At 64.1% G+C, this 23253-nt stretch carries 24 protein-coding genes and 2 tRNA genes; 10 read left to right on the top strand and 16 right to left on the bottom strand.

The window, feature by feature from the left end; all coding sequences use genetic code 11:
* Positions 1–632: 632 nt before the first annotated feature.
* Entirely contained in the window at positions 633–1886 is a 1254-nt protein-coding gene (locus tag O6R08_RS02215) for an ATP-binding protein (RefSeq protein ID WP_271418550.1), read from the bottom strand.
* 166 nt (positions 1887–2052) lie between these two features.
* On the opposite strand from O6R08_RS02215, the gene O6R08_RS02210 reads away from it, so the two are divergent.
* Positions 2053–2193 (top strand): DUF1697 domain-containing protein, encoded by a 141-nt coding sequence (locus tag O6R08_RS02210; RefSeq protein ID WP_271418549.1) that lies wholly within the window; start codon positions 2053–2055, stop codon positions 2191–2193.
* Positions 2194–2422: 229 nt separating this feature from the next.
* On the top strand, positions 2423–4162 hold the full coding sequence (locus O6R08_RS02205) for an ABC-F family ATP-binding cassette domain-containing protein (RefSeq protein WP_271418548.1): 1740 nt from the start codon (positions 2423–2425) through the stop codon (positions 4160–4162).
* Here the strand turns inward: O6R08_RS02205 and O6R08_RS11375 are convergent.
* The 6 genes from O6R08_RS11375 to O6R08_RS02175 form a co-directional block, all read right to left on the bottom strand.
* On the bottom strand, positions 4044–4619 hold the full coding sequence (locus tag O6R08_RS11375) for a transposase (RefSeq protein ID WP_408640121.1): 576 nt from the start codon (positions 4617–4619) through the stop codon (positions 4044–4046). The genes O6R08_RS02205 and O6R08_RS11375 overlap by 119 nt on opposite strands.
* Positions 4612–4684, bottom strand: a tRNA-Ala gene (locus O6R08_RS02195). Before O6R08_RS02195 ends, O6R08_RS11375 begins: the two co-directional genes overlap by 8 nt.
* Positions 4685–4735: 51 nt before the next feature.
* On the bottom strand, positions 4736–5767 hold the full coding sequence (locus O6R08_RS02190) for a TlpA family protein disulfide reductase (protein ID WP_271418546.1): 1032 nt from the start codon (positions 5765–5767) through the stop codon (positions 4736–4738).
* A gap of 36 nt (positions 5768–5803) precedes the next feature.
* A complete protein-coding gene (locus O6R08_RS02185; RefSeq protein WP_271418545.1) occupies positions 5804–6601 on the bottom strand; it encodes a hypothetical protein in 798 nt (265 codons plus the stop codon).
* A gap of 81 nt (positions 6602–6682) precedes the next feature.
* On the bottom strand, positions 6683–7327 hold the full coding sequence (locus tag O6R08_RS02180) for a GNAT family N-acetyltransferase (protein ID WP_271419175.1): 645 nt from the start codon (positions 7325–7327) through the stop codon (positions 6683–6685).
* A 67-nt stretch (positions 7328–7394) separates the two neighbouring features.
* Entirely contained in the window at positions 7395–8702 is a 1308-nt protein-coding gene (locus tag O6R08_RS02175) for a MoeA family protein (RefSeq protein WP_271418544.1), read from the bottom strand.
* A 181-nt stretch (positions 8703–8883) separates the two neighbouring features.
* On the opposite strand from O6R08_RS02175, the gene O6R08_RS02170 reads away from it, so the two are divergent.
* From O6R08_RS02170 to mscL, 4 genes are all read left to right on the top strand, one after another.
* On the top strand, positions 8884–9393 hold the full coding sequence (locus O6R08_RS02170; protein ID WP_271419174.1) for a 5-formyltetrahydrofolate cyclo-ligase: 510 nt from the start codon (positions 8884–8886) through the stop codon (positions 9391–9393).
* An 84-nt stretch (positions 9394–9477) separates the two neighbouring features.
* The gene (locus O6R08_RS02165; protein WP_271418543.1) at positions 9478–9789 is read left to right on the top strand and encodes an FmdB family zinc ribbon protein; all 312 of its coding nucleotides are present in this window, start codon (positions 9478–9480) and stop codon (positions 9787–9789) included.
* 256 nt (positions 9790–10045) lie between these two features.
* Positions 10046–10546 carry an SAF domain-containing protein gene (locus O6R08_RS02160; RefSeq protein ID WP_271419173.1) on the top strand — a complete coding sequence of 167 codons (501 nt, stop codon included), beginning with the start codon at positions 10046–10048 and terminating at the stop codon, positions 10544–10546.
* A gap of 110 nt (positions 10547–10656) precedes the next feature.
* Entirely contained in the window at positions 10657–11025 is a 369-nt protein-coding gene (gene mscL, locus O6R08_RS02155) for a large conductance mechanosensitive channel protein MscL (RefSeq protein WP_271418542.1), read from the top strand.
* Positions 11026–11031: 6 nt separating this feature from the next.
* Here the strand turns inward: mscL and O6R08_RS02150 are convergent, their stop codons facing one another.
* Together O6R08_RS02150 and O6R08_RS02145 are read right to left on the bottom strand one after the other, a co-directional pair.
* A complete protein-coding gene (locus O6R08_RS02150; RefSeq protein WP_271418541.1) occupies positions 11032–11403 on the bottom strand; it encodes a hypothetical protein in 372 nt (123 codons plus the stop codon).
* Complete coding sequence (locus O6R08_RS02145; protein ID WP_271418540.1) at positions 11400–12794, bottom strand: UTP--glucose-1-phosphate uridylyltransferase; 1395 nt, start codon at positions 12792–12794, stop codon at positions 11400–11402. The genes O6R08_RS02150 and O6R08_RS02145 overlap by 4 nt, the downstream gene beginning before the upstream one ends.
* Before the next feature lie 148 nt (positions 12795–12942).
* Between O6R08_RS02145 and O6R08_RS02140 the strand changes: the two genes are divergently transcribed.
* A tRNA-Arg gene (locus tag O6R08_RS02140) sits at positions 12943–13015 on the top strand.
* Between the two features lie 9 nt (positions 13016–13024).
* Here O6R08_RS02140 and O6R08_RS02135 read toward each other — a convergent pair.
* From O6R08_RS02135 to nagA, 5 genes are all read right to left on the bottom strand, one after another.
* On the bottom strand, positions 13025–14641 hold the full coding sequence (locus O6R08_RS02135; protein ID WP_271418539.1) for an MFS transporter: 1617 nt from the start codon (positions 14639–14641) through the stop codon (positions 13025–13027).
* A gap of 175 nt (positions 14642–14816) precedes the next feature.
* A complete protein-coding gene (gene trxA / locus O6R08_RS02130; protein ID WP_271419172.1) occupies positions 14817–15200 on the bottom strand; it encodes a thioredoxin in 384 nt (127 codons plus the stop codon).
* A gap of 97 nt (positions 15201–15297) precedes the next feature.
* Positions 15298–16410, bottom strand: coding sequence for a hypothetical protein (locus O6R08_RS02125; RefSeq protein WP_271418538.1), 1113 nt, complete (start codon positions 16408–16410; stop codon positions 15298–15300).
* A gap of 20 nt (positions 16411–16430) precedes the next feature.
* Positions 16431–17099: a metal-dependent transcriptional regulator gene (locus tag O6R08_RS02120; RefSeq protein ID WP_271419171.1), complete on the bottom strand. Its 669-nt coding sequence runs from the start codon at positions 17097–17099 to the stop codon at positions 16431–16433.
* Between the two features lie 177 nt (positions 17100–17276).
* Entirely contained in the window at positions 17277–18407 is a 1131-nt protein-coding gene (gene nagA / locus O6R08_RS02115) for an N-acetylglucosamine-6-phosphate deacetylase (RefSeq protein WP_271419170.1), read from the bottom strand.
* Positions 18408–18503: 96 nt separating this feature from the next.
* Here nagA and serC point away from each other — a divergent pair, with 96 nt between their 5' ends.
* Entirely contained in the window at positions 18504–19622 is a 1119-nt protein-coding gene (gene serC / locus O6R08_RS02110; RefSeq protein ID WP_271419169.1) for a phosphoserine transaminase, read from the top strand.
* On the opposite strand, the gene O6R08_RS02105 is transcribed toward serC, so the two are convergent.
* Positions 19619–20458: a hypothetical protein gene (locus O6R08_RS02105; protein ID WP_271419168.1), complete on the bottom strand. Its 840-nt coding sequence runs from the start codon at positions 20456–20458 to the stop codon at positions 19619–19621. The genes serC and O6R08_RS02105 overlap by 4 nt on opposite strands.
* Positions 20459–20761: 303 nt before the next feature.
* Here O6R08_RS02105 and O6R08_RS02100 point away from each other — a divergent pair, with 303 nt between their 5' ends.
* Positions 20762–21472, top strand: coding sequence for a hypothetical protein (locus O6R08_RS02100; protein ID WP_271418537.1), 711 nt, complete (start codon positions 20762–20764; stop codon positions 21470–21472).
* On the opposite strand, the gene O6R08_RS02095 is transcribed toward O6R08_RS02100, so the two are convergent.
* The gene (locus O6R08_RS02095) at positions 21447–22958 is read right to left on the bottom strand and encodes an NCS2 family permease (RefSeq protein ID WP_408640120.1); all 1512 of its coding nucleotides are present in this window, start codon (positions 22956–22958) and stop codon (positions 21447–21449) included. The two genes, O6R08_RS02100 and O6R08_RS02095, sit on opposite strands and share 26 nt — an antisense overlap.
* A 58-nt stretch (positions 22959–23016) precedes the next feature.
* On the opposite strand from O6R08_RS02095, the gene O6R08_RS02090 reads away from it, so the two are divergent.
* Complete coding sequence (locus O6R08_RS02090; protein ID WP_271418536.1) at positions 23017–23253, top strand: DUF2530 domain-containing protein; 237 nt, start codon at positions 23017–23019, stop codon at positions 23251–23253.

The raw sequence follows: 23253 nt of genomic DNA, 5'->3' as shown, positions 1-23253 counted from the left end.
GAAGCTCTTGGGGTCGGTAGTGCTCTATCAAACGATGGCCAGTCACAAGGCGGTTCGCGAGGTCTGACTCGAGCGGTCGGTCCTAGCCTCGCCAGTGGTAGGCAATCAAGGGTTCTGGCTGTCACAGCGCCGATCACACAGCGTGGACCTATGACTACACCTCGCACTCACACGCCCGGATCGCTCCCCCTCAACCAACCTGTCCGGTCACTGCACCTGTACCGACCAGGGAGGTTGGTCTTGGGACACGAGCGACTCTCTCGCCTCTGTCGGGAACACGGCCTCGTCCTCCCCGCTCCCCGTCGGGCTGCGGGCACAACAGACGTGTGAATGAGGCCTCTCGAAGAGCGCAGCATCATGTCGTTGGGTTGGCAGGATTTGAACCTGAGACCCTTTGGAAGATCCGGGCATCTGCCGGCCTCCGGCGATCGTCTCGGGAACTCGCGGATCCCCTTGTGGTGGCGGGGAACCGAACGGTTCGCTTGGTCCGAGCGTGCCCGGGCTGGCGGTTGTCGGCGGATGATTGAGATGGGTTGCTGATGGCCGTTATAGTGGCCCGACCTCACCTTGGCGGCGCGTAGGCCAGGCTCACGCTGCGAGCTGATGGAACCCGCCCCGTGCCGGTCGGGCCGTCACGGTCCGAGCGCCGTGATCGGGACGACGCAGACCCCATCCGGGCGCCGGTAGCTGAAGCGACCGCCCGTCAGCACGATGAGTGCGGCTGGCTTGCCGTGGCGTTCATGGTCGATTTTGTCGGACATCCGGAGCAGCGAATCCGCAGCTGCGTCCGCTGCCGCCTCTCCCAGCTTAACCTCAATACCCGCCCACCGGCCGTCCGGCAGTTCAAGCACTGCGTCCACTTCCAGGCCGGTTTGGGAGTCGCGCCACGACGCGAGTGTGGCGCCCAAGCGCTGTCCGTAGACGCGTAGGTCGCGCATCACGAGCGACTCGAAGTGAAGCCCGGCCGCGTTGAGATCTCGCCGTAGATCATTGCTTCCGATACCCAAGGCGGCTGTCCCCAACGATGGGTCGACAAAGTGGTGGACGGCGGCTGCGCGCAGCCGAGTCCGCGAGCGCAGGTGAGGACGCCAAGCTGGGATCGGTTCGATCAGCATGAGGCGGTCGAGGGCATCTAGGTAGTTCGTGAGGGTCTCGGACGCGATGCGTCCGCGTGCCCCGCCCACGTCCTTGGCCAGGGAGGTGAGATTGAGCGGCGTCGCCGCCGCACGTCCCAGAGCGGTGAGAAGCCGTTCGATGTTGCCAGGATTCCGTCGGGGACCGAGGCCGGGAACATCCACCTCGGCGAGGGTGCGCAGATAGTCGCGCAGCCACAGGGATGCCTCGCGCTCGCTGGCGTCGAGCAAGTCGGGCCAACCCCCGATGATGATGCGCTCCAGTAGCGCATCGACGGTCAGACCGGAGCTTGTGCCGGCAGGGTCGTCGCCATCCAGTAGCCGCCGCAGGCTGACCTCGCCCGTGGAGTGCCCGGTTTCGAACAAGGTCATCGGACGAATGCGCAACCGTGCGATCCGTCCCGCACCAGAATGGACACGCGCGTCATCGCGTGGCCGTGCCGAGCCCGTGAGGATGTAGAGGCCCTTCCCATCATGGTCATCGACGGCGCGCCGCACGAGGTTCCACAGGTCCGGAGTTTCCTGCCACTCGTCGAACAGGATCGGCGTTGGGGAGGCGAACAACTGCTCGGGAGCGACCTCCAGCGCTGTGCGTGCCGCTCGATCGACATCCATGCGGAACACGGTCCGTGCAACTTCCTCCGCGGTGCGCGTCTTCCCTACCGCCTTGGGACCGTCGACGAGGACAGCCCCCATGGCCGCCATCCGCTGGGCAAGCTCCTCGTCAACCACCCGAGATCGATAATCCGTCATGCTTCAACTCTACAATCCGTCACGAACGAAATCGATAATGCGTCACACGGCGCAATGACGTCCTGCAGCTGTGCGCTTCGGTGACGAGGCAGTCAGGATTTGCCTGACCGACGCGATGTCGTCGGCGTCGGTGAACCCGCGCGCCTTGATGAGGCGCTGACTCGCGATGCCACGCGGCATCAACGTCGGCAAGTCCAACCGAGTTCCGATGGTCGAGTTGCGGACCAAGCTCGAAGCCGCTGGGGTCGAGGCAGTGGTCACCGTCGGCCGAAGCGGCAACGTCGTCGTCACGGGGAGGCGATTCTGAGGAGAAGGTCTGCTCCTCGATCCGTGCCGCGATGACCAGCAACTTTACGAACCGCCGGGCACAGGAGTAGGCGTCGGATGCTCCGCACGCCACTCAGCATCCCCCGTCGGCTTGTTGATCCGGTAACAAAGCTCTGCTAAGCTCAATCCGTGACCATTTGAGCGTTTCCCTGACCTGCGTCCGAGGCCGTCTGCCCGGCAGGTTTCGTCACGTCTCCGGGATTTCGCTCATGCCTCACGTACTTGCTTCATCGTCGTTCACTGCCACGGGCTCGCATCTGCGAGTGGATGGTCTTTCGTTCTCCTACCCTGATCGGCGGGTACTCACGGATTTGTCGTTCGTCGTACCTGCTGGTGCCCGGGTAGGGCTGATCGGGGAAAACGGGTCGGGGAAGTCCACCTTGCTCAGGACGATCGCCGGAGTCTTGAAGCCGACATCGGGAACGGTCACTGTGAATGCGCCTGATGCCGATGCGCCAGTAATTGGGCTGCTTCATCAGGAGTCCCCGTTCTCCGCAACTGAGAACATCGAGAATGCCATGGAGACTGCGGTCGCCCCGTCGCGACGCGCAGCCGAAGAGGTCAGCAGACTCGGTATCGCTCTTGCAGACAGCCCCGACGATCCGGTCACCGCCGATGCCTATGCACGTGCACTGGAAACGGCCGAGCGTCTTCAGGCGTGGGAGATCGAGGCGAGGATCTCAGCGATGTTGACTGGACTCGGGCTCGGGGACATCGACCGCGACCGGTCGATAGGGACGCTCTCCGGTGGGCAGCGAGCTCGGCTCGCTCTGGCGTGGCTACTGCTGAGTGCACCGGATGTGCTGCTACTGGACGAGCCGACCAACCATCTTGATGATGCCGCGACCGCATATCTCGTTAGCGTGCTCACGACGTGGCGAGGGCCGATACTAATTGCCAGTCATGATCGGGCTTTCCTCGATGACACGGTCACGTCGCTGCTTGACCTCGACCCCTCGCCACTCCCGCACGCGGTCGCGGGACCTCTGGTTGAGGACGGCACGGGAACCGGGATCGGCCTCACCCGCTTCACAGGCAGCTACAGCGACTACCTGACCGCACGAGCTCAAGCACGGCAGAGGTGGGAACGGCAGTATCGCGATGAACAAGCCGAGCTTTCCCGGCTTCGTACAGCGGTGAAGGACCAGCAGACGGCGGGACACTCGGATTGGCGCCCGCGTACCGAGGTACGCAGGGCACAGAAGTTCTACGCTGACCGCAACGCGCAGGTCATCTCTCGCCGCGTCAACGACGCTCGCGCACGCCTGACAGATCTCGAAGACCGCCAGATCCGGAAGCCGCCACGGAAACTTGAGTTCCAGGGGCTCACGGTTGCCGGCGACCCACGTGCCATCGGCGCCCTCGAACCCGTGCTCACCACCGTCAACGCGGCTCTGAAAGATCGGCTCCCGCCCACGTCGCTCAGCATCAGCCGAGGCGAGAAGTGGCTCATCACCGGCCCGAACGGGTCAGGGAAATCGACCTTGCTCGGCCTGCTCACCGGCACGCTGAAACCAACCAGTGGGCAGGTCACGCGCACCCCGGTGGACCGCGTACGGCTACTTGCGCAAGAAACCGCTCTACCTGACCCCTATGATCGCGGCCCCACTCGCACCGTGCTCGACGCTTACACGGATTTGGTCGGTGCGGAACGTGCGGCACGGGTGCCGCTGGGCACCTTCGGGCTGATCGCTAGTCGAGACCACAACCGACGTGTGCAGGAACTCAGCGTCGGCCAACAACGTCGGCTTGCCCTCGCGGTAGTGCTGGCTGACCCGCCAGAGATCCTGCTGCTGGATGAGCCGACCAACCACTTTTCGCTCAGCCTCGTCACCGCGCTCGAAGATGAACTCGTCCAATACCCTGGCACTGTCGTCGTTGCATCACACGACCGGTGGCTGCGCAAACGATGGCAGGGCCAGCGGTTGGCACTCCCTGAACCGTGCTGACAGTCACAGTGCACCGAATCGAGCACCCTCTGTGCCGTCGCCAGCCCAGATGGCGAAGATGGCGCGGCCCCGGTTCACCGCGACGCTCTTCACGGCATGGAACGGGACGCCACAGACTTGCCCCGTCAGAGACCATCACCACGATCACGTCGACGAAGACCACCGGATAGATCGCCTCCAGCGGTCTGCTCGCCCATTCGGCGGGTTCACCGGTTACCTTCTCCGTGATCCGGCTGACGGTGTGCGTGTAGGCCGTCGCCCGCCACAAACCTCGTCGAAGGGCGTGGAGATCCGACCAGTCATCAACCCGCGCGGTCAACAACAGTACGATCTGATCGATTACGTCCAGACGGCGCTGCGCTTGGGCAAGCTCACCTGAGCCGAAGACAGCAACAAGGCCCGGCCCGAAACCATCGAGAATGGCAAGGGTTCGAGCCTTGTGCGTGAGGTGGAGCATAGGGGATTCGAACCCCTGACCTTCTCATTGCGAACGAGACGCGCTACCAACTGCGCCAATGCCCCAACAGCATGGTTACGCTACCACATCTGGGCGATCCGCGTCATCGGCGTGGCTCAGTCGACCAGGACCTCGTCGGCTCCCGATTCGGCCAGCTCGCTGGCAACATCGTCAAGGGCTACACGCATGTCCTGAACCATCGTCTCGATGTTCGCCGGACCCCGTTGTGGTCCACCGGCAACCCGGCCATCCACGCCCAGCAGCCACGCCGTCGGGTATCCGCGAACCTCGAAGACCAAGGCCGTAGACCCCTCCTCGTCGACCAGGGACAGCGGACGCAGCGACTCCGGCAGAGCCTGGCGAGAAGCCTCGCTCCTCACCAGACATCGCACATCAACCTCGGGCAACAAACGCATCCATCCCGGAGCCTTCGTCAGCACTGTCTCGCACGGGACGCAACCGGGAGACACGAAGAGCAGCAGAGCCGGACGCTGCGACACCAGCCCCCGCAGGGTCGTAGTGCGTCCCTCGGCATCCGTGGCCGATGCCAGCGGGATCGGCACGGACTCATAGTCGGCGATCTCCTCGGCGTCGTTCCCTGCGGCATCCTCGTCGACTGGCCGGTAGAGCACCGTTGCCACGACAGCGACCGTCAGCACGGCGGCAAGCCACCACCACAGGTCACCGGCTGAGGCCTTGATGATCCTCTCGACGACAGGGCGCCGGTCGTCAATGGCCGCGATGAGGGCCAACACTGACACAGCGACGAGCAAAATGTTGCGAACGATGGTTCGAGCCCCGATGTCGCCGGGGGCAAGATCACCGAAACAATGGCAGTCCACCGGATCCGGGATCGTCACGACCGCCCGAATGATGACGACGAGGTAGAAGCAGAACAGCGCGACGGTACAGGATGCGACGACGATGCCAAACACCCCACCGACGACCAGCAGCAGGGCAGCGAGGACGATCTCTGCCCACGGCAACACGGACAGCACCCCCGACGGAAGCTGCGAACCGGGAAGGCCAAGTGCGTCAAGGGCCTCCCCCACCCCGTGATCAGACTGAGCCTTGCCGACGCCCGAGACGAGGAGAACCACTGCGGCAAGCACCGCGCACAGCGTCAGCCCGGACAGCACAGATGTCATTGTGTCACCTCATCTGGCGCATGGTCGGAACTGTGCTCAGGCCGACGCAGCCCGAGCGATCCCAGACGGCCCTTCATGAGACTGCCCGACGGTCTGCTCCCCATCGGATGCCTCGACCGGCTTCTCGGCGACGACGGGGGTGTCGACCTGACCGGGAACTGGTCCGGGGGCCGACAGGTCAATGGTGCGAACCGTCCGGGCGCTCAACGGCGTCGAGACATAGGTGGGGGCGGTGACGACGACGTCATCCCACAGGGAGCCCTCTGGGGTGGTCACCGGCCGGTCGAGGTCGATGGTCCAGGAGGTGGGCTCATCGTCGATGCGAAAGGGTTCGGTCTTCGCCTCCAGCACGATGGTGTCCTCGTCCCACCCCTTGTCAATGAGGGCGTAACGACGATCGAAACGCTTCGCCATGCGCACCACAGACCACCGCGCAAGGACGAAGAATCCGACCAGCAGAAGGGCAAAGACCGCCACCAGCCACCACGGAGTGACGTCGAGGATGGCAAGCACCATGCACAGCACCGTCAAGCTCAACAGCACCAGCATCGTCGTCATCCGACGCTTGGCAGCCGACGCCCAGGACCGCCTCAGCTCGCGCCGAGCGTAGGACCTGGTGTAGGGGGTGGACAGCTCCACCTCGGGGCTGTCGTCGGTCTGGTCAGGAACAACTGTGCAGGACCCTCGCGACACCACGTTCATGGTGTCCGGGAAGTCTTCGTGCCCCTCATCAGTGACCTCTTGGTTGCGTCGACGATTGACGACCAAGGGGACGAGGTAGGCGATCCACCCGACAAGGACGATGGCGATGAGGACAGCTTGGACGGCTTGCACGATCGACACGCTACGGGCCATCTTGGGCGTGTCCCGTGGAGCACACGCGGAGTGTCGGAAAACGAATCACAACGATGTGGTTCAGTCCTCGTCCGCCCCTATCGGCGACCCCGGCAGGACGTGGTTGGCAAGGTAGTGACGCAGGACACCATCGGGGTGGTCATCGGCCAGCAGACGAAATACTCGGTGGTCTCGCCATTGACCGTCAATGTGCAGGTAGGCCGGCCTCATCCCCTCCTCAGCCATACCGAGTTTGTCTACCACGCGCAGGCTCTTGGCATTTTCGGGACGCACGCAAATTTCGACTCGATGCAGCCCCATCACCTGGAAGACGTAGTCGCAGGCCAAGGCCACCGCCGTCGGCGCAACCCCTTTGCCGGCATGGGAAGAAGCCACCCAGTAACCCATCGAGCATGACATGGCCGATCCCAGGGAAATTGACGACACCGTCAGCTGGCCAATGAGCGGGGTCGTGGCACGGTTGATCGCCCTACGTTCAGGCCATGCGTCGTCCCAACTGATCGCCCACGGCAAGCTGCTGCCTTCCTTGGCACGCTTGCGATTCCTGGAAATCATCGAGAGATACCCACCGACATGCTCCGGGGATCCCGGTGGTCTCGTCGCCTCCCACGGGCCAAGCCAATCCCAGTCGCGGCGGCGTGTCGTGGTCCACCTCACCTCGTCGGCTCGCCGTAGCGGGCGCAACACCACCCCGCCGGCCTGCAGGGTCACCGGCCAATGGTGGTGACGTGGCATCGTCACTCCCCAGGGCAGACGAGATGAGGTCATGGCCTCACCTCAACCGCCAGCACACCAGCGGCATACCAGTGGGGACGGGCTCGTCGCCTGCTCCAATCACGGCAATGGCATCGGCCATCGACAGGTCAACGGCGTGCGTGACGTCCCCCATCCCGGCCCGAGACAGCACCGGGCGGCCCCCGACTCGAGCCAGGCGCACCGGAACGAAGGTGGTGGAGTCCGGGTGGCGGGCGATCGGCCGATCCGTCTCGGCCTTGAGCTCGTCAGTTGGCGGCAGTCCTGACAGCTTGCGCAGCAAAGGTTGCACGAACGCCATGAACGAGATGAGGGCCGGCCCAGGACCTGCCGGCAGGACGACCAGGGGCACCAGGCTTGGGTCGAGGAGAGCGAATCCCTGATTGGCTCCCGGCTCCATCGCCACCCTGGCGAAGTCACTACCTCCCATGTGCGGCAGTACCGACGAGACGGCATCCTGCTGACCGGCAACCATACGATCGCTGGTGGCCAGGACCAGATCAGCCCCGCGTCCGGCATTGGACAGCAGCCGCGTCACCTCAGCCTCGTTCGAGGTGGTGGTGGAGATGACGGTGACGTCGACGTCGAGGGCTCGGGTGGCCGATTCGATGGCTGCCGCGGTTGCTCCAAGAGAGCCAACCTCCTGGGCACCATTGGCCCGGGCTCGTTTCTCGACCTCCTCACGCTGGCTCTCATCAGCTCGCAGAGCGACGATGACGACCTTGGGACGCGGCCGGACGAACACCTCGTCGATGCCAGCCAAGGCCAACATCGAGATGATCCCCGGATGCAGGATCGTCCCATTGCGCACGAGAACCTCACCGGCTCCGTAGTCCGAACCCGCCAGGCGAGCCCCAACCCACCTCTTGACAGGGGAGAACAACACGATCTCACCGTCGACGTCGAGCAGGTCCAGAGGCAGCACACAGTCGGTGCCCTCGGGCAACAACGAACCGGCCATGACGCGCACAGCAGTACCCGGAGTCACGGGAGTGGGAGGACGACGATCGACCTGGATCTCCACGGCACCAGGACGACCTGCCAACTTGGTCGACGCAGAATCGAGGGCATAACCATCAATGGCGGCAGTCGTCACCACCGGGACATCATGGGGTGCGTGGATGTCCTCGCACACCGCCAGCCCCACCGCTCGCGGCAACTCCATGGCGACCGGGGACACCGCTTGCACCAGGCTGCACAGGTAGTCGCGATGATCGCCGATGGAGCGACGCCCGGACATGTCCGTCTCGGGCGCTCCCGGCAGACGGAGCGGTTCCTCCTCGGGCTCCGGGGCGTCAATCTGCTTCTTCCTGTGGAACAAGGCCATGAGATCACCCTAGAGGTCATGGCGCTGTCTGCCCGCCAGCGACTCGGCCAAGGCGTAGCATGAGGGAGTGACGACGCACCATGGCTCCGCCAGTGAGGACGTCTCTGATCCTCGACTCGGCAAGGAGGAGCTTCGACGCCGCTGCCAGGCCCGCCGGGCAGCCGTGGACCATCGCACCCGAATGAGCAGGGACGACCGACGCACCGAGCACGCCATGAGCCGGCTGCTGTGGGCCCACAAGGTCGCCCTCTACCTGTCTCGCGGGGACGAACCGGACACCGTGACGCTGGCAGACACTCTCGTCATGATGGGCAAGCGCGTCCTTGCCCCAGTACTGACCGACGGCCATGGCCACGGCCTGCACGAACCGGCGTGGGCGTGGTACGACAGCAAGAACGTGCGTCCTGGTCTGTGGCAGATCCCCGAGCCGATCGCCCCGGCGCTGCCTGCCTCAGCCATCACCGAGGCCGAGGTCGTGCTGTGTTCGGCCTTGCTGGTCGACCGGGCGGGTTACCGGGTCGGCGTGGGAGGCGGCTGGTACGACCGCGTCCTCACCCAGCGAACCCCTGGGGTTCCGGTGTGGGCTGTGGTCAATGATGATGAGATCGTCGACGAGGTTCCCCACGATCCATGGGACGAGCCGGTCACCGCTGCCCTGACCCCCACCGGATTGCACCTCCTGGGCCAGTGAACCGGCACGGAATTTCCTGGTACCCGGCAGCGCGCCTATCATTCGACAGGCGCCTGACACCGATCGGGCCGGAACGAGGAGATCATGCCCACCTACCAATACCGATGCAACGACTGCGGCCGTGACCTCGAGGTCGTCCAGAAGTTCAGCGACCCCGCACTGACCATCTGCCCCACCTGTGAGGGCACGTTGCGTAAAGTCTTCAGTGCGGTGGGAGTGGTCTTCAAGGGGTCGGGCTTCTACTCCACCGACAACCACACGAAGGGGGCTTCCAAGGCGGCGACCGCCGAGAGTTCGTCCTCCTCTGATTCCTCCTCGACGACGTCCGAGCCGGCGCTGTCCGGGTCCTCCTCGTCCTCACCCTCGACGACGAAAACCTCTGACAGCGCATCCTGAGCGGACCAGCCAGGACGAGAACGGCCTGTGGACAAAGAATTACCCTGTGGATAACTGAAAGATTTCGTCTTCCCCGACGATAACTGTGGGTGTGAGACTGACATCGGCGAATCCCCAGGGCCCTCGACGGCCACCATCGACCCGTAAGAACACGAGCAATGCGCGACGGCGTCTGCATGTTCTCGTCGCCCGCCATAGACGCGGATTGGCAGCCCTTCTCGCCGCTCTGGCGGTGCTGCTCGTGGCCTCCCCTGGAATAGCAACAACCTCCTCTGGCCGCGAGGTCATTGTTGCTGCCCATCCCATCGAGGGCGGACACACCATTGGGCGTTCTGACCTACGCATCGTCCGCATGGACCCTGCCGTCCTCCCCCATGAGACCGCGACTCTTACTCAAGTGGAAGGGCGCCAGGCGTCGGCTCGCATCCCTGAGGGGACGATCTTGACGACCTCATCCGTGTTGTCGGGGTCCAGCGTCGGAGCCGGGAAGGCTTTGGTGGGGATCCATCTTGCCGACTCATCCATGGTCGCCATGTTGCACGTAGGTCAGCGCGTATCCGTCGTCTCCCCCGGCGAGGACGGGACGCCGCACCTTCTCACCCGTGGCGCCATCATCCGAAGCCTGCCCACCAGCGGTGGCGGACTCGTGCAAGGCTCCCCATCAACAGAACTGGTCGTGGTGTCCACCGGGTCAGCCGATGCCGCAGCAATCGCCGTCGCTGGCCAAGGACAACCCTTGGGACTGGTCGTGGAGTGAGTTCGCATCTGGCGAAACACGGTGATCGTGTTAGCCCTACCTGAGATGTCCGATTACGGTGTGCGACGGGTCCGGTGTCTTCGGGCCCCAACCAACCCGAAAGGACTCCCGTGAAGGGATTCAAGGACTTCCTGATGCGCGGCAACCTCATTGAGCTCGCCGTGGCCTTCATTCTTGGCGGCGCGTTCGCCACCGTCATCAAGTCGTTCACCACCGTCATCATGGACCTGCTCGGCAAGATCGGCGGCACCCCGAACTTCTCCGGCTGGGTCCCGGGCGGGGTTCACGTCGGCGCCTTCCTCACCGACCTTATCGCTTTCGTCGTGATGGCCTTCGTCATCTACTTCGGACTCATCAAGCCCGTGGAGCTCGCTTCCAAGAAGCTCAAGCACCCGGAGGAGGAGTCGGTGGCTGCCCCGACCACCGACGAGCTGCTCATCGAGATCCGCGACGAGCTGCGTTCCCGTCCGGTTCAGTGAGCTGACTCAGTGCAACACGCTGTGTGGTGGTCGTTCGGCCAACAGACGAGCCTCGTCTGGCCCAATGACCACCGCACCGCGATGCACCGTCGCGCTCAATCCGTCCAGCCCAGCGATCCGACGGACCTGGGCGAGCACCGCTGCGTAGCGAGCGAACTCCAGCCCGGTGGACAGATCGTCAGGGAGCGGGTCAGGCCACGAGCGCCCCTCCTGTTGACAGGCGGCACGCCGCTGCACCAACCGTGAGGCAGGCCAGCCCTGCCCTGCCAGCCACTCCACCACGTCGGTGGGCTGCCAACCGGGCTCGTCGGGGGCGGTCAACCGCTGTCCGGTGAGGACTGCGGCCACCGCCTCCCAACATTGCTGATCAGGTGTCACTTCTGGCCGGTGATCTCGCCGGTGAGCACGGTGCCGTCGGGGATCGTCTGCGGCTTCTGCGTGCTGAGAGTGGCATCCGACTCGACGACAACCCCAGCCCCGAAGGTCCAGTCTCCCTTGACCGTCAACGAGGTGGCCTTGCGCAGGGAGGGCGGTTCGGGAATACGGTCCGTGAAATCGCCGACCTTCTTGTAGAACTTCTTGTCAAGATCGACGGCGCAGGTGTCGTCGGTCATCTTGACCAGGTGAGCGGACTCGTCGAGGTCGTAGACGTCAGAACGCAGCAGCAAGAGTTCATTGGTCGTCTTGACCGGCAGGAACCGGGAACGGTCCACGCAGATGCAGGTGGCACCCTCGAAGACCTCAATGGCACCACCCATGGCCGACTCGATCTGAATGACCGGGGTCGAGGAGGAATCCTTCGGGTCGACGGTCTTCTCGTTGCGGATGAGCTGCAACCCCATCACCCCGTGGCGTTCGTCAAGAACCTTCTTGAGGGCCTCCAGGTCGAACCACAGGTTGTTGGTGTGGAAGTAGGGGTGACGGTTCTCGTCGGTGAAGTACTCCATCTCCTCGGCAGCAGTCTGGGCGGTGTCGCGCAGGATGAGCTGGCCGTCAGACTTGCGGATGGCCAGATGGCCACCCTTCTTGTCGTTGATGGTGCGACGGCACAACTCGGCGGCGTAGGGAGCTCCCGACGCAGCGAACCACCCAGCCAGGCGAGCGTCGGGGACCGCTCCGAGGTTGTCCCCGTTGGACACCGACGCGTAGGTGAACCCAGCCTCCAACAGCTTGTCGAGCACACCGGATCCCAGCAGCGCGGTGTAGAGGTCACCATGGCCCGGCGGGCACCACTCCAAGGAGGGGTCCTTGTCCCACTCGACCGGGGCGAGGGTCTCGGCGTCGAGCTTGGGCTCCTGGTTCTGCAGGAAGTCCAGATCCAATCCCTCGACGGCCAGGTCCGGGTACTTCTCGAGGGCCTTGAGGGTGTCCTCACGGGTGTTGAAGGAGTTCATGAACACCAACGGCAGACGGGCACCAAATTGCCTGCGAGCCGACAACACCTGGGTGGCGATGATGTCGAGGAAGGACTTACCGTCGCGCACCTCGAGCAGGGACTTCGCGCGGTCCAGACCCATCGAGGTTCCCAAGCCACCGTTGAGCTTGATGATGACGGTCTTGTCGAGGGCCTCGGCGCCCTGCTCATCGCTGACCTCGACGTCGTCGAGCATCGGCGGATCGGTCAGCGGGGAGATGGTGTCCTCGCGGATGAGTCCGGTGTCACCAGTCTCGAGCTGGTGGTAGTAAGAGGTGAAGACATCGATGGCAACGGGGTCGACACCTGCCTTGCTCATCTTCTGGCGTGCGGCCTCAAGTCCTTCTTCGCTCATCCTTGCTCCCTTGATGGTTGGCAGACGTTGCCATTTTATCGAGGAAGATCCACCAGCACGGTCTGACGCCACCATGCGTACGCATGAGAGGCTGGGCTTGGCCTTGCTCACGACACCGGACTAGGCTGGGATGGCCCTTCGCGGGCAGGGCCCCGTAGCTCAGGGGATAGAGCAGTGGTTTCCTAAACCATGTGTCGTAGGTTCGAATCCTATCGGGGCCGCCCTTGTCCTCAGGCGTAACGCCGCTTCATCTCGACCTCGATCTCTTCCAACGAGCGTCCCCTCGTCTCCGGCATCACCTTGGCCAGGACAACTGCGATGACGAGGTTGGCGACGCCGTAGGTGAGGTAGGTTCCGGCGCCCCCCAACCCCGCCAACATGGCCGGGAAGGTCCAGGTAATCGTTGCATTTGCCAACCAGCCACAGAAGACCGCAGCCCCGTTCATGGCTCCACGCATCCGCGTCGGGAACATCTCGCCGAGCATGGTCCACACCACCGTGCCGTTGGTGGACTGCACGATGAGCATGAACAAGCCCATGAGAACGAGCACGAGGATCGGTGCCCACGTCGGCACACCTTTGCCCACGTGGGGAGCGATCGCGAATCTGAAGGTGGCGGCAATGCCGAGCAGACACACACCGACGGCGGTGACGTCGAAGATCAGCAGGTGACGCCGATCGAACTGCTCGATGAGCCACAGTCCAGCACCAGCACCGATGACCGACATGACACCGTTGGCCACCTGGGCGATGATTGAGGCCTGGGCGCTCATACCGGCGAACTCCAACACCTTCGGCGCGTAGTACATGACGGTGTTGACGCCGGTGGTCTGGTTGACCACAGCCAGGAAGATGCCCACCAGCAGCAAACGTCGGGTCCAGCTCGATCCCATGACGGCGGCCCACTGCTGACGATGGGTGAGTCTGCCGCCCTCGCCGTTGAGCTCGACCATCTCGGTGATCTCGTCGACGAGGGGTTCGTCGACTCCCTCCTCGCGGACCTGCTTGAGGCAGGCGATGGCCTCGCGAAGCTGACCGTGGCTGAGGTGCCAGCGGGCCGACTCCGGCATTCTCCTCATGCCGATCCACAGGGCGACGGCCGGCAGGGTGCACACCACGAGCATCCAGCGCCAGGCCCCGCCAGATCCCGCAGAAACCGATAATTGGACGAGGAAAGTGTGGAAGGCATCGTCGCTCATCGTCCCGCCGTGGGACGTCGTCATGGCCTGCAACTCGTCCCAGGAGTAGGTACCGGGGGCCAGCCGCCCGGATGGATCTGCCGTCACCGTCAAGCTCGGGCCACCGTGAGCCGCAGAAATGGCAGCGTTGACGGAGAATGCCAGCAACTGACCGAAGACGATCATGAATTGGTCAAGAGCGACAATACGACCACGCATCCGCTTCGGCGAGGTCTCCGACAGATAGACCGGCACCGTTGCCGAGGCCGCGCCCACTGCGAAGCCGAGCACCACCCGGAAGGGATACATCACCCACACGCTGGGAGCGGCCGCCGTGCCGAGGGCACCGATGATGAACAACACCGCGAGGGTGAGAAGGTTGTGACGGCGCCCCCACCGATCACTCATCATGCCGCCGATGAGCCCACCAAAGGCCGCCCCAAGGGTCAGTGTTCCTCCGATGGCGCCCTCATGGCCCACCGTCAGGGCCAAACCGCCCGCACCATGCGGCAGGTACATGAAAGGCAGGGCGCCAGAAATGACTCCAGTGTCATAACCGAAGAGCAGTGAGCCCAAAGTGGCGACCGCCGCCACCACACCGATACGGCGTTTCGGACCTGCCGATCGCGTCGTTTCGACGAGTTCGGCGACCTCGGTTCTCGATGCCACGGACAACTCCTATGGATGGGACAGCGCACCGACGCACCACTGCGCTCGGCACCACGACCCGCCCGGCGTCCATGAGGCGATCAGGTATGACGTAAGAAGGGCCGACGACAGGACGTTACCACCCTGCCGTCGGCCCTGGACCCCGCACACATGGGCGGGGGATGAAAACCCGACCTCAGCCCTGCTTCTGGGCCTCAGCCTGCGCCTTGAGATCCTCGACGTCGATCTCCTTGACCTTCTCGATGAGCTCGTCGAGCTGACGGCCCTGCAACAGGCCGGCCTGACGGAAGACGAGGTAGCCGGCACGGAAGGCCATGATCGTCGGGATGGAGGTGATCTCCAGACCGGCGGACAGCTCCTGCTGGTCCTCGGTGTCGACCTTGGCGAAGGTCACATCAGTGTGACGCTCACTGGCGTCCTCGTAAATGGGCGAGAAGCGCTGGCACGGTCCGCACCAAGATGCCCAGAAGTCGATGAGGACGGCATCGTTGGAATCGATGGTCGAGGAGAAGTTGTCCTTGGTCAATGCGACGGTAGCCACGTTGTACCTCCCGGTAATTGCTTGGGTTCGGTCGGCCGCAACGCCATGGCGCCTCGGCTCATGTGTGCTGTAACAGCATGAGATTCTGGTGTATTCCCGACGTGTCGAGGCGTATTCACCTCGATGCCGCGACGGTGGGAGCCAGGCTACCCGTACCGTTCAACTCGGCAACCGCGGTTGCGCCAAGATCACGCAGCAGGTGACCGGCACGGATGGGGCGCGCGGCAATGACCGACACCACCCGAGACAGGCCTGGCAACGCCTCGTCGGCGACGTCGACGTCGTATCCGGGAGCCGAAGGGTCCAGCATCGGGTTGGACCCGTCGGCCCACTGCTCATTGAGCTTGTTCCAGGTCGCCACCCAGGCCTGGCCGATCTCGCTGCCCGACGGCACCCCGAAGAAATGACCCACCGGGGCGTGGTGACGCAGCGCCACCAGACCAGATTCCTGGAAGATACGGGCCAGACGCACCCGAGCGTCCAAGGCTCGACGTTCCTCGAGCGTGCCGGCCAGCACCCACTGGCACGGGTGCGGACAGGTGATACCGACGTCAGGACGCTGCCCCGCATCACTGGTGGCGTGATTCATCGCGCACACCCCGAGGGCTTCACCCAACCTGGAATGGAATTTGTCCAGGTACGAGGTGTAGCCCTCCTGGTCTCCCAGAGCAGCGTGGAGGCTACGGCGAGCGGTCGCGTTCATCGCGGAGGTGTGGGCGCAATCGTGCCCGTCGCCTCCCCACTTCTGCCCCACCTTGTTGGGCAGGGTGAGTGGGTCTCCGCCATCCCCTAACACCGACTGCCAGGCCAGCTGACCCAGGTACTCCCCCAGGATGTGACAGGTCACGACGACCTGCTGGGGTTCCTCACGGTGCATGCGGATGTCGAGGACCTCAAGCATGAGTTCGTAGAGAGGCACCAGGTCTCCCAAGGCCCCCCGCTGCGAGGCCCGGGGATGATGCGGGAAACCCGCGTCGGTGAGCCGGGAACGCAGATGGGCAGGCAGGCGCTCCCCGATCTCCTCGAAATCCTCGGCGTCCAGGGCCAGCACCCTGCGGGCCACAGCCGTCACGGCGGCGGCCCGGACAAGATGGGGATCATCGGATTCAGACGCCCGCGCCATGCGCAACATGGAATCGGCGGTGTCATACCAGCCCGTCTCACACAGTGCGGCGATCTGGTTCAGATCGGGGACGTGACTGGGCTGCAAGGTTTGGGACACACTCATCGAGGCATCATGAGCGCGGCTCAGGAGTTCAGGACGACGAACAGGCCAGAAAGAACCTCCGGATCGACGACGACCGTACCCTGAGGACCGGTCAGACGGATACCGTCAGCATCATCCTCGACCTCGATGCTCTTGCCCGGCAACAAGCCGGCGGCGTAGATGTCGGTGAGATTACCTTCCGTGGCCTGGAAGAACTCCGACAACCGGGTGACGGTGACGCTGACCGGGCAGCCAACCTCGGCGATGATCTCAGCGAGAGGCTTGGAGTCGTTGCGGAAACGGGCGGAATCGTCGGGACGACGTCCGGCCGGCTCGGGAGGAAGGGGGCAACCGAACGGGGAGACATCAGGGCTGTCCAAGATCTCGGTGAGGCGCTTCTCAACCTCACCAGAAATGACGTGCTCCCAGCGGCACGCCTCGTCATGGACCATGTCGGGGCGAAGACCGATGACCTCGGTGAGCAGGCACTCGGCCAGACGATGCTTGCGCATCACGGACTCGGCCACGTCGTGACCTTCCTGAGTCAACGAGATCGAGCGGTCGGACTCGACGACCACGAGACCGTCACGCTCCATACGAGCCACCGTCTGGGAGACGGTGGGACCCGACTGGTGCAGTCGCTCGACGATACGGGCCCGGCGCAGTTCGACACCTTCCTCAAGCAGCTCGTAGAGAGTCCTCAGATACATCTCCGTGGTATCAACGAGTTCACTGCTCACGGTGCACCTTTCCCGCCCTCACAGCCGCGGGGCGTCGCTGGCCACCTGCCCACCGGACAGGCTGTCTGACAAAACGGTCGGGGCGTCATTGCTCACGTCCGAGCGCCCACGTCAGGAAAGTTTAGTGCGCAAATACCTGTCTGGTCGTCAGACAGACTCGCCGCGACGAATGACGCGGACCAGATGACCCTTCTGGTCAGTGAGACACATGTCAGCCCAGTGCCCCTCTTCCAGGACGCCAACCTCGTCCAACCCGTGAAGCTTGGCCGGTGTGGTGGCCGCCATGACGGCAACCTGACCCAGCGGCAGCCCCACGACCGAGGTGACGAACTCGACAGCGCGACCCATCGTCAACGTCGATCCTGCGATCGCTCCCAGAGAACCGTCAGCGCTCAGCAGCCGTGCGCGGCCGTCAACGACCTTCACCGGCAAGCTGCCCAGAATGTAATCGCCGTCGGGCTGGCCTGTGGCGCTCATGGCGTCGGTGACCAGGGCGATGCGCTGCGGCCCAGCAGCCGCGATGGCCATCCGGATGACGTCTGGGGCCAGGTGCACGCCGTCACAAATGAGCTCACAGACCACACGTGGGTCGGTGAGCATCGGCGGGACCGGGCCGGGATTGCGGTGATGGATGGACGGCATCGCATTGAACAGGTGGGTGATGACGTCGGATCCGGCATCGACGGCAGCGCTGGCCGTGGTGTTGTCGCACTCGGTGTGACCGATGGCCGCGTGTACTCCCGCTTTGCTGAAGGTCGCGACGGCCTCCAGACCGTGCTCACGTTCGGGAGCAATCGTCACCATCTTGAGAGCCGGCCCACCCGCCTGGATGAGCCGATCCACCGACACCGGATCGGGATCGCACAACAACTCGACGGCGTGAGCACCCTTGCGCGACTCGGCGAGGAAGGGGCCCTCGAGGTGGATGCCGGCGATCTCGTCGGCGTCGACGAGCTGACGGAGTCGTCCGATCTGGTCGACGACGTCGTCAATGGCGGCGGTCACCGTGGATGCGAAGAGGGTCGTCGAGCCCTGGCTACGGTGGTGGGCGACGGCTCGCAGGGCGGCGGAGTGGTCGGGGTCGGTAAAGTCGGCACCGGCGCCGCCGTGACAGTGGGTGTCGACGTATCCAGGCAGGATCCACTCGTCGACGAGCTCGGCCTGAGCATCGATGCCCTCACTGACCTTGGTGATGCGTCCGGCTTCGACGGTGATCGTTGCCGGTGAGTCACTTCCGTCCCGGGCGACGACGTGGTGCGAAGCGATACGGCTGATCATCGATGCCTCCTTGGCAGCGGCTTTTTCCACATACTGCCACATCGTCACGACGTGAACTCCAGATCCGTCTGCACCAAGATCTGCCAGTATCGGACCATGGCCCAGCCCAAGATCCCCCGTGACCTCCTCCCCTCCGACCCCCGTTTCGGGTGTGGCCCGTCCCGGATCCGGCGGGAGGTGGTGGCCCGTCTGGCTGAACCGGGATCGGTGATGGGCACCTCTCATCGCCAACCACCTGTTCGTCATGTGGTCGCCGCCATCCGCGAGGAGCTCGGCGCTCTCTACGATCTTCCGGCCGGGTATGAGGTTGCCCTTGGCAACGGCGGAGCCACCCTCTTCTGGGACATGGCGACCGTCTGTCTGGTGGAAAAACGCGCTGCCACAGGCGTGTATGGCGAGTTCACGAAGAAATTCTCCACAGCTCTGCAGGGGGCACCCTTCCTCGCTGACCCGGCAGTTTTCCAGGCCCCACCCGGCGACCTCGCCCTGCCACGAGCCGTCGGAGAGGTTGACGCCTATGCGTGGGCCCACAACGAGACCTCCACCGGAGTCGTCGCACCGGTGAGTCGTCCAGATGACATCGCGGAGGATTCCCTGGTCATCGTCGACGCCACATCGGCCGCCGGTGGACTCGCCGCAGACGTGGCGCAGACCGACGCCTACTACTTCTCGGCTCAGAAGAACCTGGCCTCAGACGGCGGATTATGGCTTGCGATATTGTCACCAGCAGCGATCGAACGCTCGCAACAATTGACTGCCTCACCTCGCTGGGTACCACAGATGCTCGATCTCAGCGTCGCAGTGACGAACTCCCGGGCCGACCAGACCCTCAACACTCCGGCACTGGCCACACTGGTCATGGTGGAGGCCCAGTGCCGTTGGCTGCTGGACAACGGCGGCATGGCGTGGGCGGCATCGCGCACCGCGTCAACCTCGGGCATCCTCTACCGCTGGGCCGAGGACAACCCGCTGACGACCCCATTCGTCACCGACCCGGGGCTGCGCAGCCCTGTCGTGGTGACGATTGACATCGACGAGTCCGTCGACGCGGCCCACCTGTGTGCCCGCGCCCGCGAGAACGGGATCCTCGACATCGAGCCCTATCGCAAGCTGGGCCGCAATCAGATCCGGGTGGCCACCTTCAGCTCGATCGAACCAAGCGACGTCGAGGCCTTGACGGCCTGCCTGGATTGGCTACTGGAGCACCGCGATTAACGGTGCCGCCACGTGGTGTCCTGGGAGCGGCCGTGGAAGAAGGTCACGACCCCGGCACACAGCGCCACCGCGAACGCCCCCAACACCGCGGTGAGGGTGCCCGAGCGTGCCTTGGAGGTGGGCTTCCCACTGGCCTGGGTCGCCCCTGCCCGGGGGGTGGGAGTCGACGAGGGGGTCGGCGACACCGAGGTCAGCGTCGTCGGAAAGTCAAGTCCTTTCACCGCGGTGCCGGAGGTCGCGATTTCCAGGGTCTTCTGGGTGGTGTCGGTGGTGATGGCCTGCCCACCCGAGAAGGACGCGTTGGCCAGCGTCTTCCAGGAGTAGGCATCAACGACGCGAACCTCGTGGTCGGTCAGCATCGCCAGCCGTGATCCGTCTGGCAGGAAGGTGGCGTCCTTGACCCCAGCGGGAGCGTTGGCCACCTTCTCCAGTGGGTTGGACTCCGTGCGGCTGGCTTGCGGGCCGCCACGGTAGATCGCCGGAGCGGGACCGCCAGTGATGATGTAAAAGGATCCCTTAGGACTGACTGCCAAGGCCTTGGCATCGTGAGCGCCGTCAGGGTAGGTGAACATCCACTCGTGATAGGTGGACTGATCGGCAGCCGGCGAGGTGGGAGACATCACTCGGACGCCGCGACGCTTGGCGTCCTTGTCACCGATGTCAGCAACATAGAGCGCCCCGTTGGCCCATGACATCGCCTGCACGTCGTGGAAGGCTGGCTCCCACGTCACCCGGTGGACTTCCTTACCGGTCTTGTCGAGAGCGAGCAGGGAGTGGACCGTCGACTGCGAACCATCGGTGACCCAGTACCAGTCATGGTCGAGATCGGCAGCCATGCCAACCGGGTTGCCAAGCTTCTCACCGGTCGACACGGTGAGATCAACGGCAGCAGCCGGGCCAGCCGACAGCCCCCAGGCACACCCCAGGGCCACCAGCGCACTCGCGCAGCGGAAATGTCGGGCTCGGGATCGTCGGGTCACGAAGAGACATCCTGCCATGCCGGGTCGACCTGTCACAGCAGGGATCCCACCACGACAAGCAGTACGAGAATGATGAGAACCCCGCTGACGATGTGTTGCCTCGAGCGCGGATTCATGGATTACACCTTATGCCGACCCCAAGACGAATACCCTGTTGCCATGGGTGGGTTGAGACTCAACGCCATCGCGATCGACGAAGTTCGCGACATGTTTGGGGCTGACGAGGGCCTCGCCAAGAAGCTGCGCAAGTGGACCGAGGCCACCTTCAGCGTGCCCGTCCATCACCATCGTCGCTCAGGTTGGCGCAACCCTTTCCATCCGCTCTACAAGCCCCACGTCGAGGGCCCGGTACTGCCGGCGGGATGGCCGACTCCCAATGACGTCGAGGACTTGGTTCGTGGCCGCTACATTGAGCCTGATCGTCTGAGACGGTGCTGGCGACTGGTCAATGAGTGGCTGACCCACCTGTCATGGGGATGGACCGAGATCCCGATGTCGGTGGCCCGCCTCGATGAGCTCGACTTCGACCTGGCCGCTGCCGGATTACCCAGCACTTGTGCCATCAACCGGCTCATGGTCAATGACCCGCAGATTCCGCTGCGGCCGGCACCAGGAATGAAGACCGGCTATGCGCGCACCGGGCAGGTATTGGCAACTCGGCTCGGGCTGGCTGAGGTCGTCGACAAGATACCGGCGCAGCGGCGAGGCGAAGCTGACGCCATCCTGGACTTCCTCAACTCATATCCGGGGTGGATGGACCTCGCCGTCGACCTGGGCCGCCCGGCGCCAGACCTCTTGGTGGTCTGGCAACCTGACACCGTCGATGGGGTCCGGCCCACCAGCATCACATCTGGCCAAACAGTCTCATGAGCAGGGACTGGGCGAAGTAGATCACGAAGAGGGCTGCAACCACCCACAACAGGGGATGGATCTTGCGTGCCTTGCCAGCGATGGTCTTGGTGATGCAGAACATGATGAGGCCAGCGCCGATACCCGTGGTGATCGAGTAGGCGAACGGCATGAGCACCATGCCCAGGAAGGCTGGCAAACCTTCCTCGGCGTGTTTCCAGTCAATGTGGGTGACCTGGGCCATCATGAGGAATCCGACGAAGACCAACACGGGTGCGGCCGCCTCCGACGGAATGATCGAGACGATCGGGGACAGGAACATCGCCAGCAGGAATCCGATGCCGGTGACGATGGAGGCGATACCCGTTCGGGCCCCCTCCCCCACGCCGGCAGCCGATTCGACGTAACCGGTAGCCGAGGAGGCCGAACCAAGACCACCGGCGACGGCGGCCAAGGCATCGACGACGAGGATCCCCTTGAGGTGCTCGGGGTTGCCGGTCTCATCGAGGATGCCGGCCTGGTCACCGATGGCGACGACGGTTCCCATGGTGTCGAAGAAGTCGGCCAGCATGAGGGAGAAGACGACCAGCAGGGTTCCCAGGAACACTCCGATGCGGAAGTGGCCGTCAACCAGGAAGCCGCCGAACAGATCGACGTGACCCAGCAGGCCCAGATTTGGCAGACGGAAGTCAGCTGCTCCGGGCAGCCTCGGAACGTTGAGGGCCCAGCCGGTGGGGTTCTGTTCGCTCTGCGGCCCCAGGTGAGCGATCGCCTCGATGATGACGCCCAACAGGGAGGTACCGAGGATGGCGATGAGCATGGATCCCTTGACGTGACGCTGGTGCAGCACGACGAGAAGCAGGAATCCGACCAGACCCAGGAAGATCGGCCAACCCTCCAGGCTGCCACCCACACCCAAGGTGACGGGAGTACCAGCACCGCGGCGAATGACGCCAGAGTCCACGAAACCAACGAAGGCGATGAACAGGCCAATTCCGACGCTGATCGCCGAGCGTAGCGAGTTCGGGACGGCCCGAAAGATCATTTCTCGCACGCCCGTGAGGACGAAGATGAGGATGAGGACACCCTCCCACACCACCAGACCCATGGCCTGGGGCCAGGTCATCGTCGGGGCGATGACGTAGGCCAGCAGGGAGTTGATACCAAGACCGGTCGCAATACCCATCGGGAATCGGCCCCAGATGCCCATGGCGATCGTCATGATCGCCGCCACGAAGGCAGTGACGGCCATGACCATCATCTTGTTGTCGTCGATGGCGGCAGTGTTGAGGGTGGTGCCGGCCGCATCGAGGAACTTCGGAGCACCGCTGAGGAGCTTGCCGTTCTTGTCCGCCGCGGTCCCGATGATGAGAGGGTTCAGGGCCAGAATGTAAGCCATCGTGAAGAAGGTGACGATGCCGCCGCGAACCTCACGTGATCTCGTCGATCCTCGTTGCGTGAGATGGAACCACTGATCGATTCTTGCTGATGTGGTGATGCTAGACACGGGGGCATTCTAGGGATGACGTGTCTGGGTCACAGTGCGGGGGCATTAGGATGGCACCGTGGCGAACCAGCGTGAACACCTGCTGACCCAGGCCAATGTTGCCCCCGTTGACGAGAACGGGGTGACGGTCGGCATTGTGGGCACCATCGCCTTCGCGGTGGCGTCCATCATCTGCTGGATCATGCTCGACCGTCTCACCGACGCCGGCTACCGCGACTGGCTGTGGATCTGCCTGACGGGCACCGGGCTGGGGATCGTCGGCACGGCATACTGCTGGCGACGATCAGCCCGCTGA

The organism is Cutibacterium equinum, assembly GCF_028021195.1.
Taxonomy (GTDB): domain Bacteria; phylum Actinomycetota; class Actinomycetes; order Propionibacteriales; family Propionibacteriaceae; genus Cutibacterium; species Cutibacterium equinum.
The sequence above is the reverse complement of the archived record's forward strand: the minus strand, read 5'-3'. Positions and strand labels throughout refer to the sequence as shown.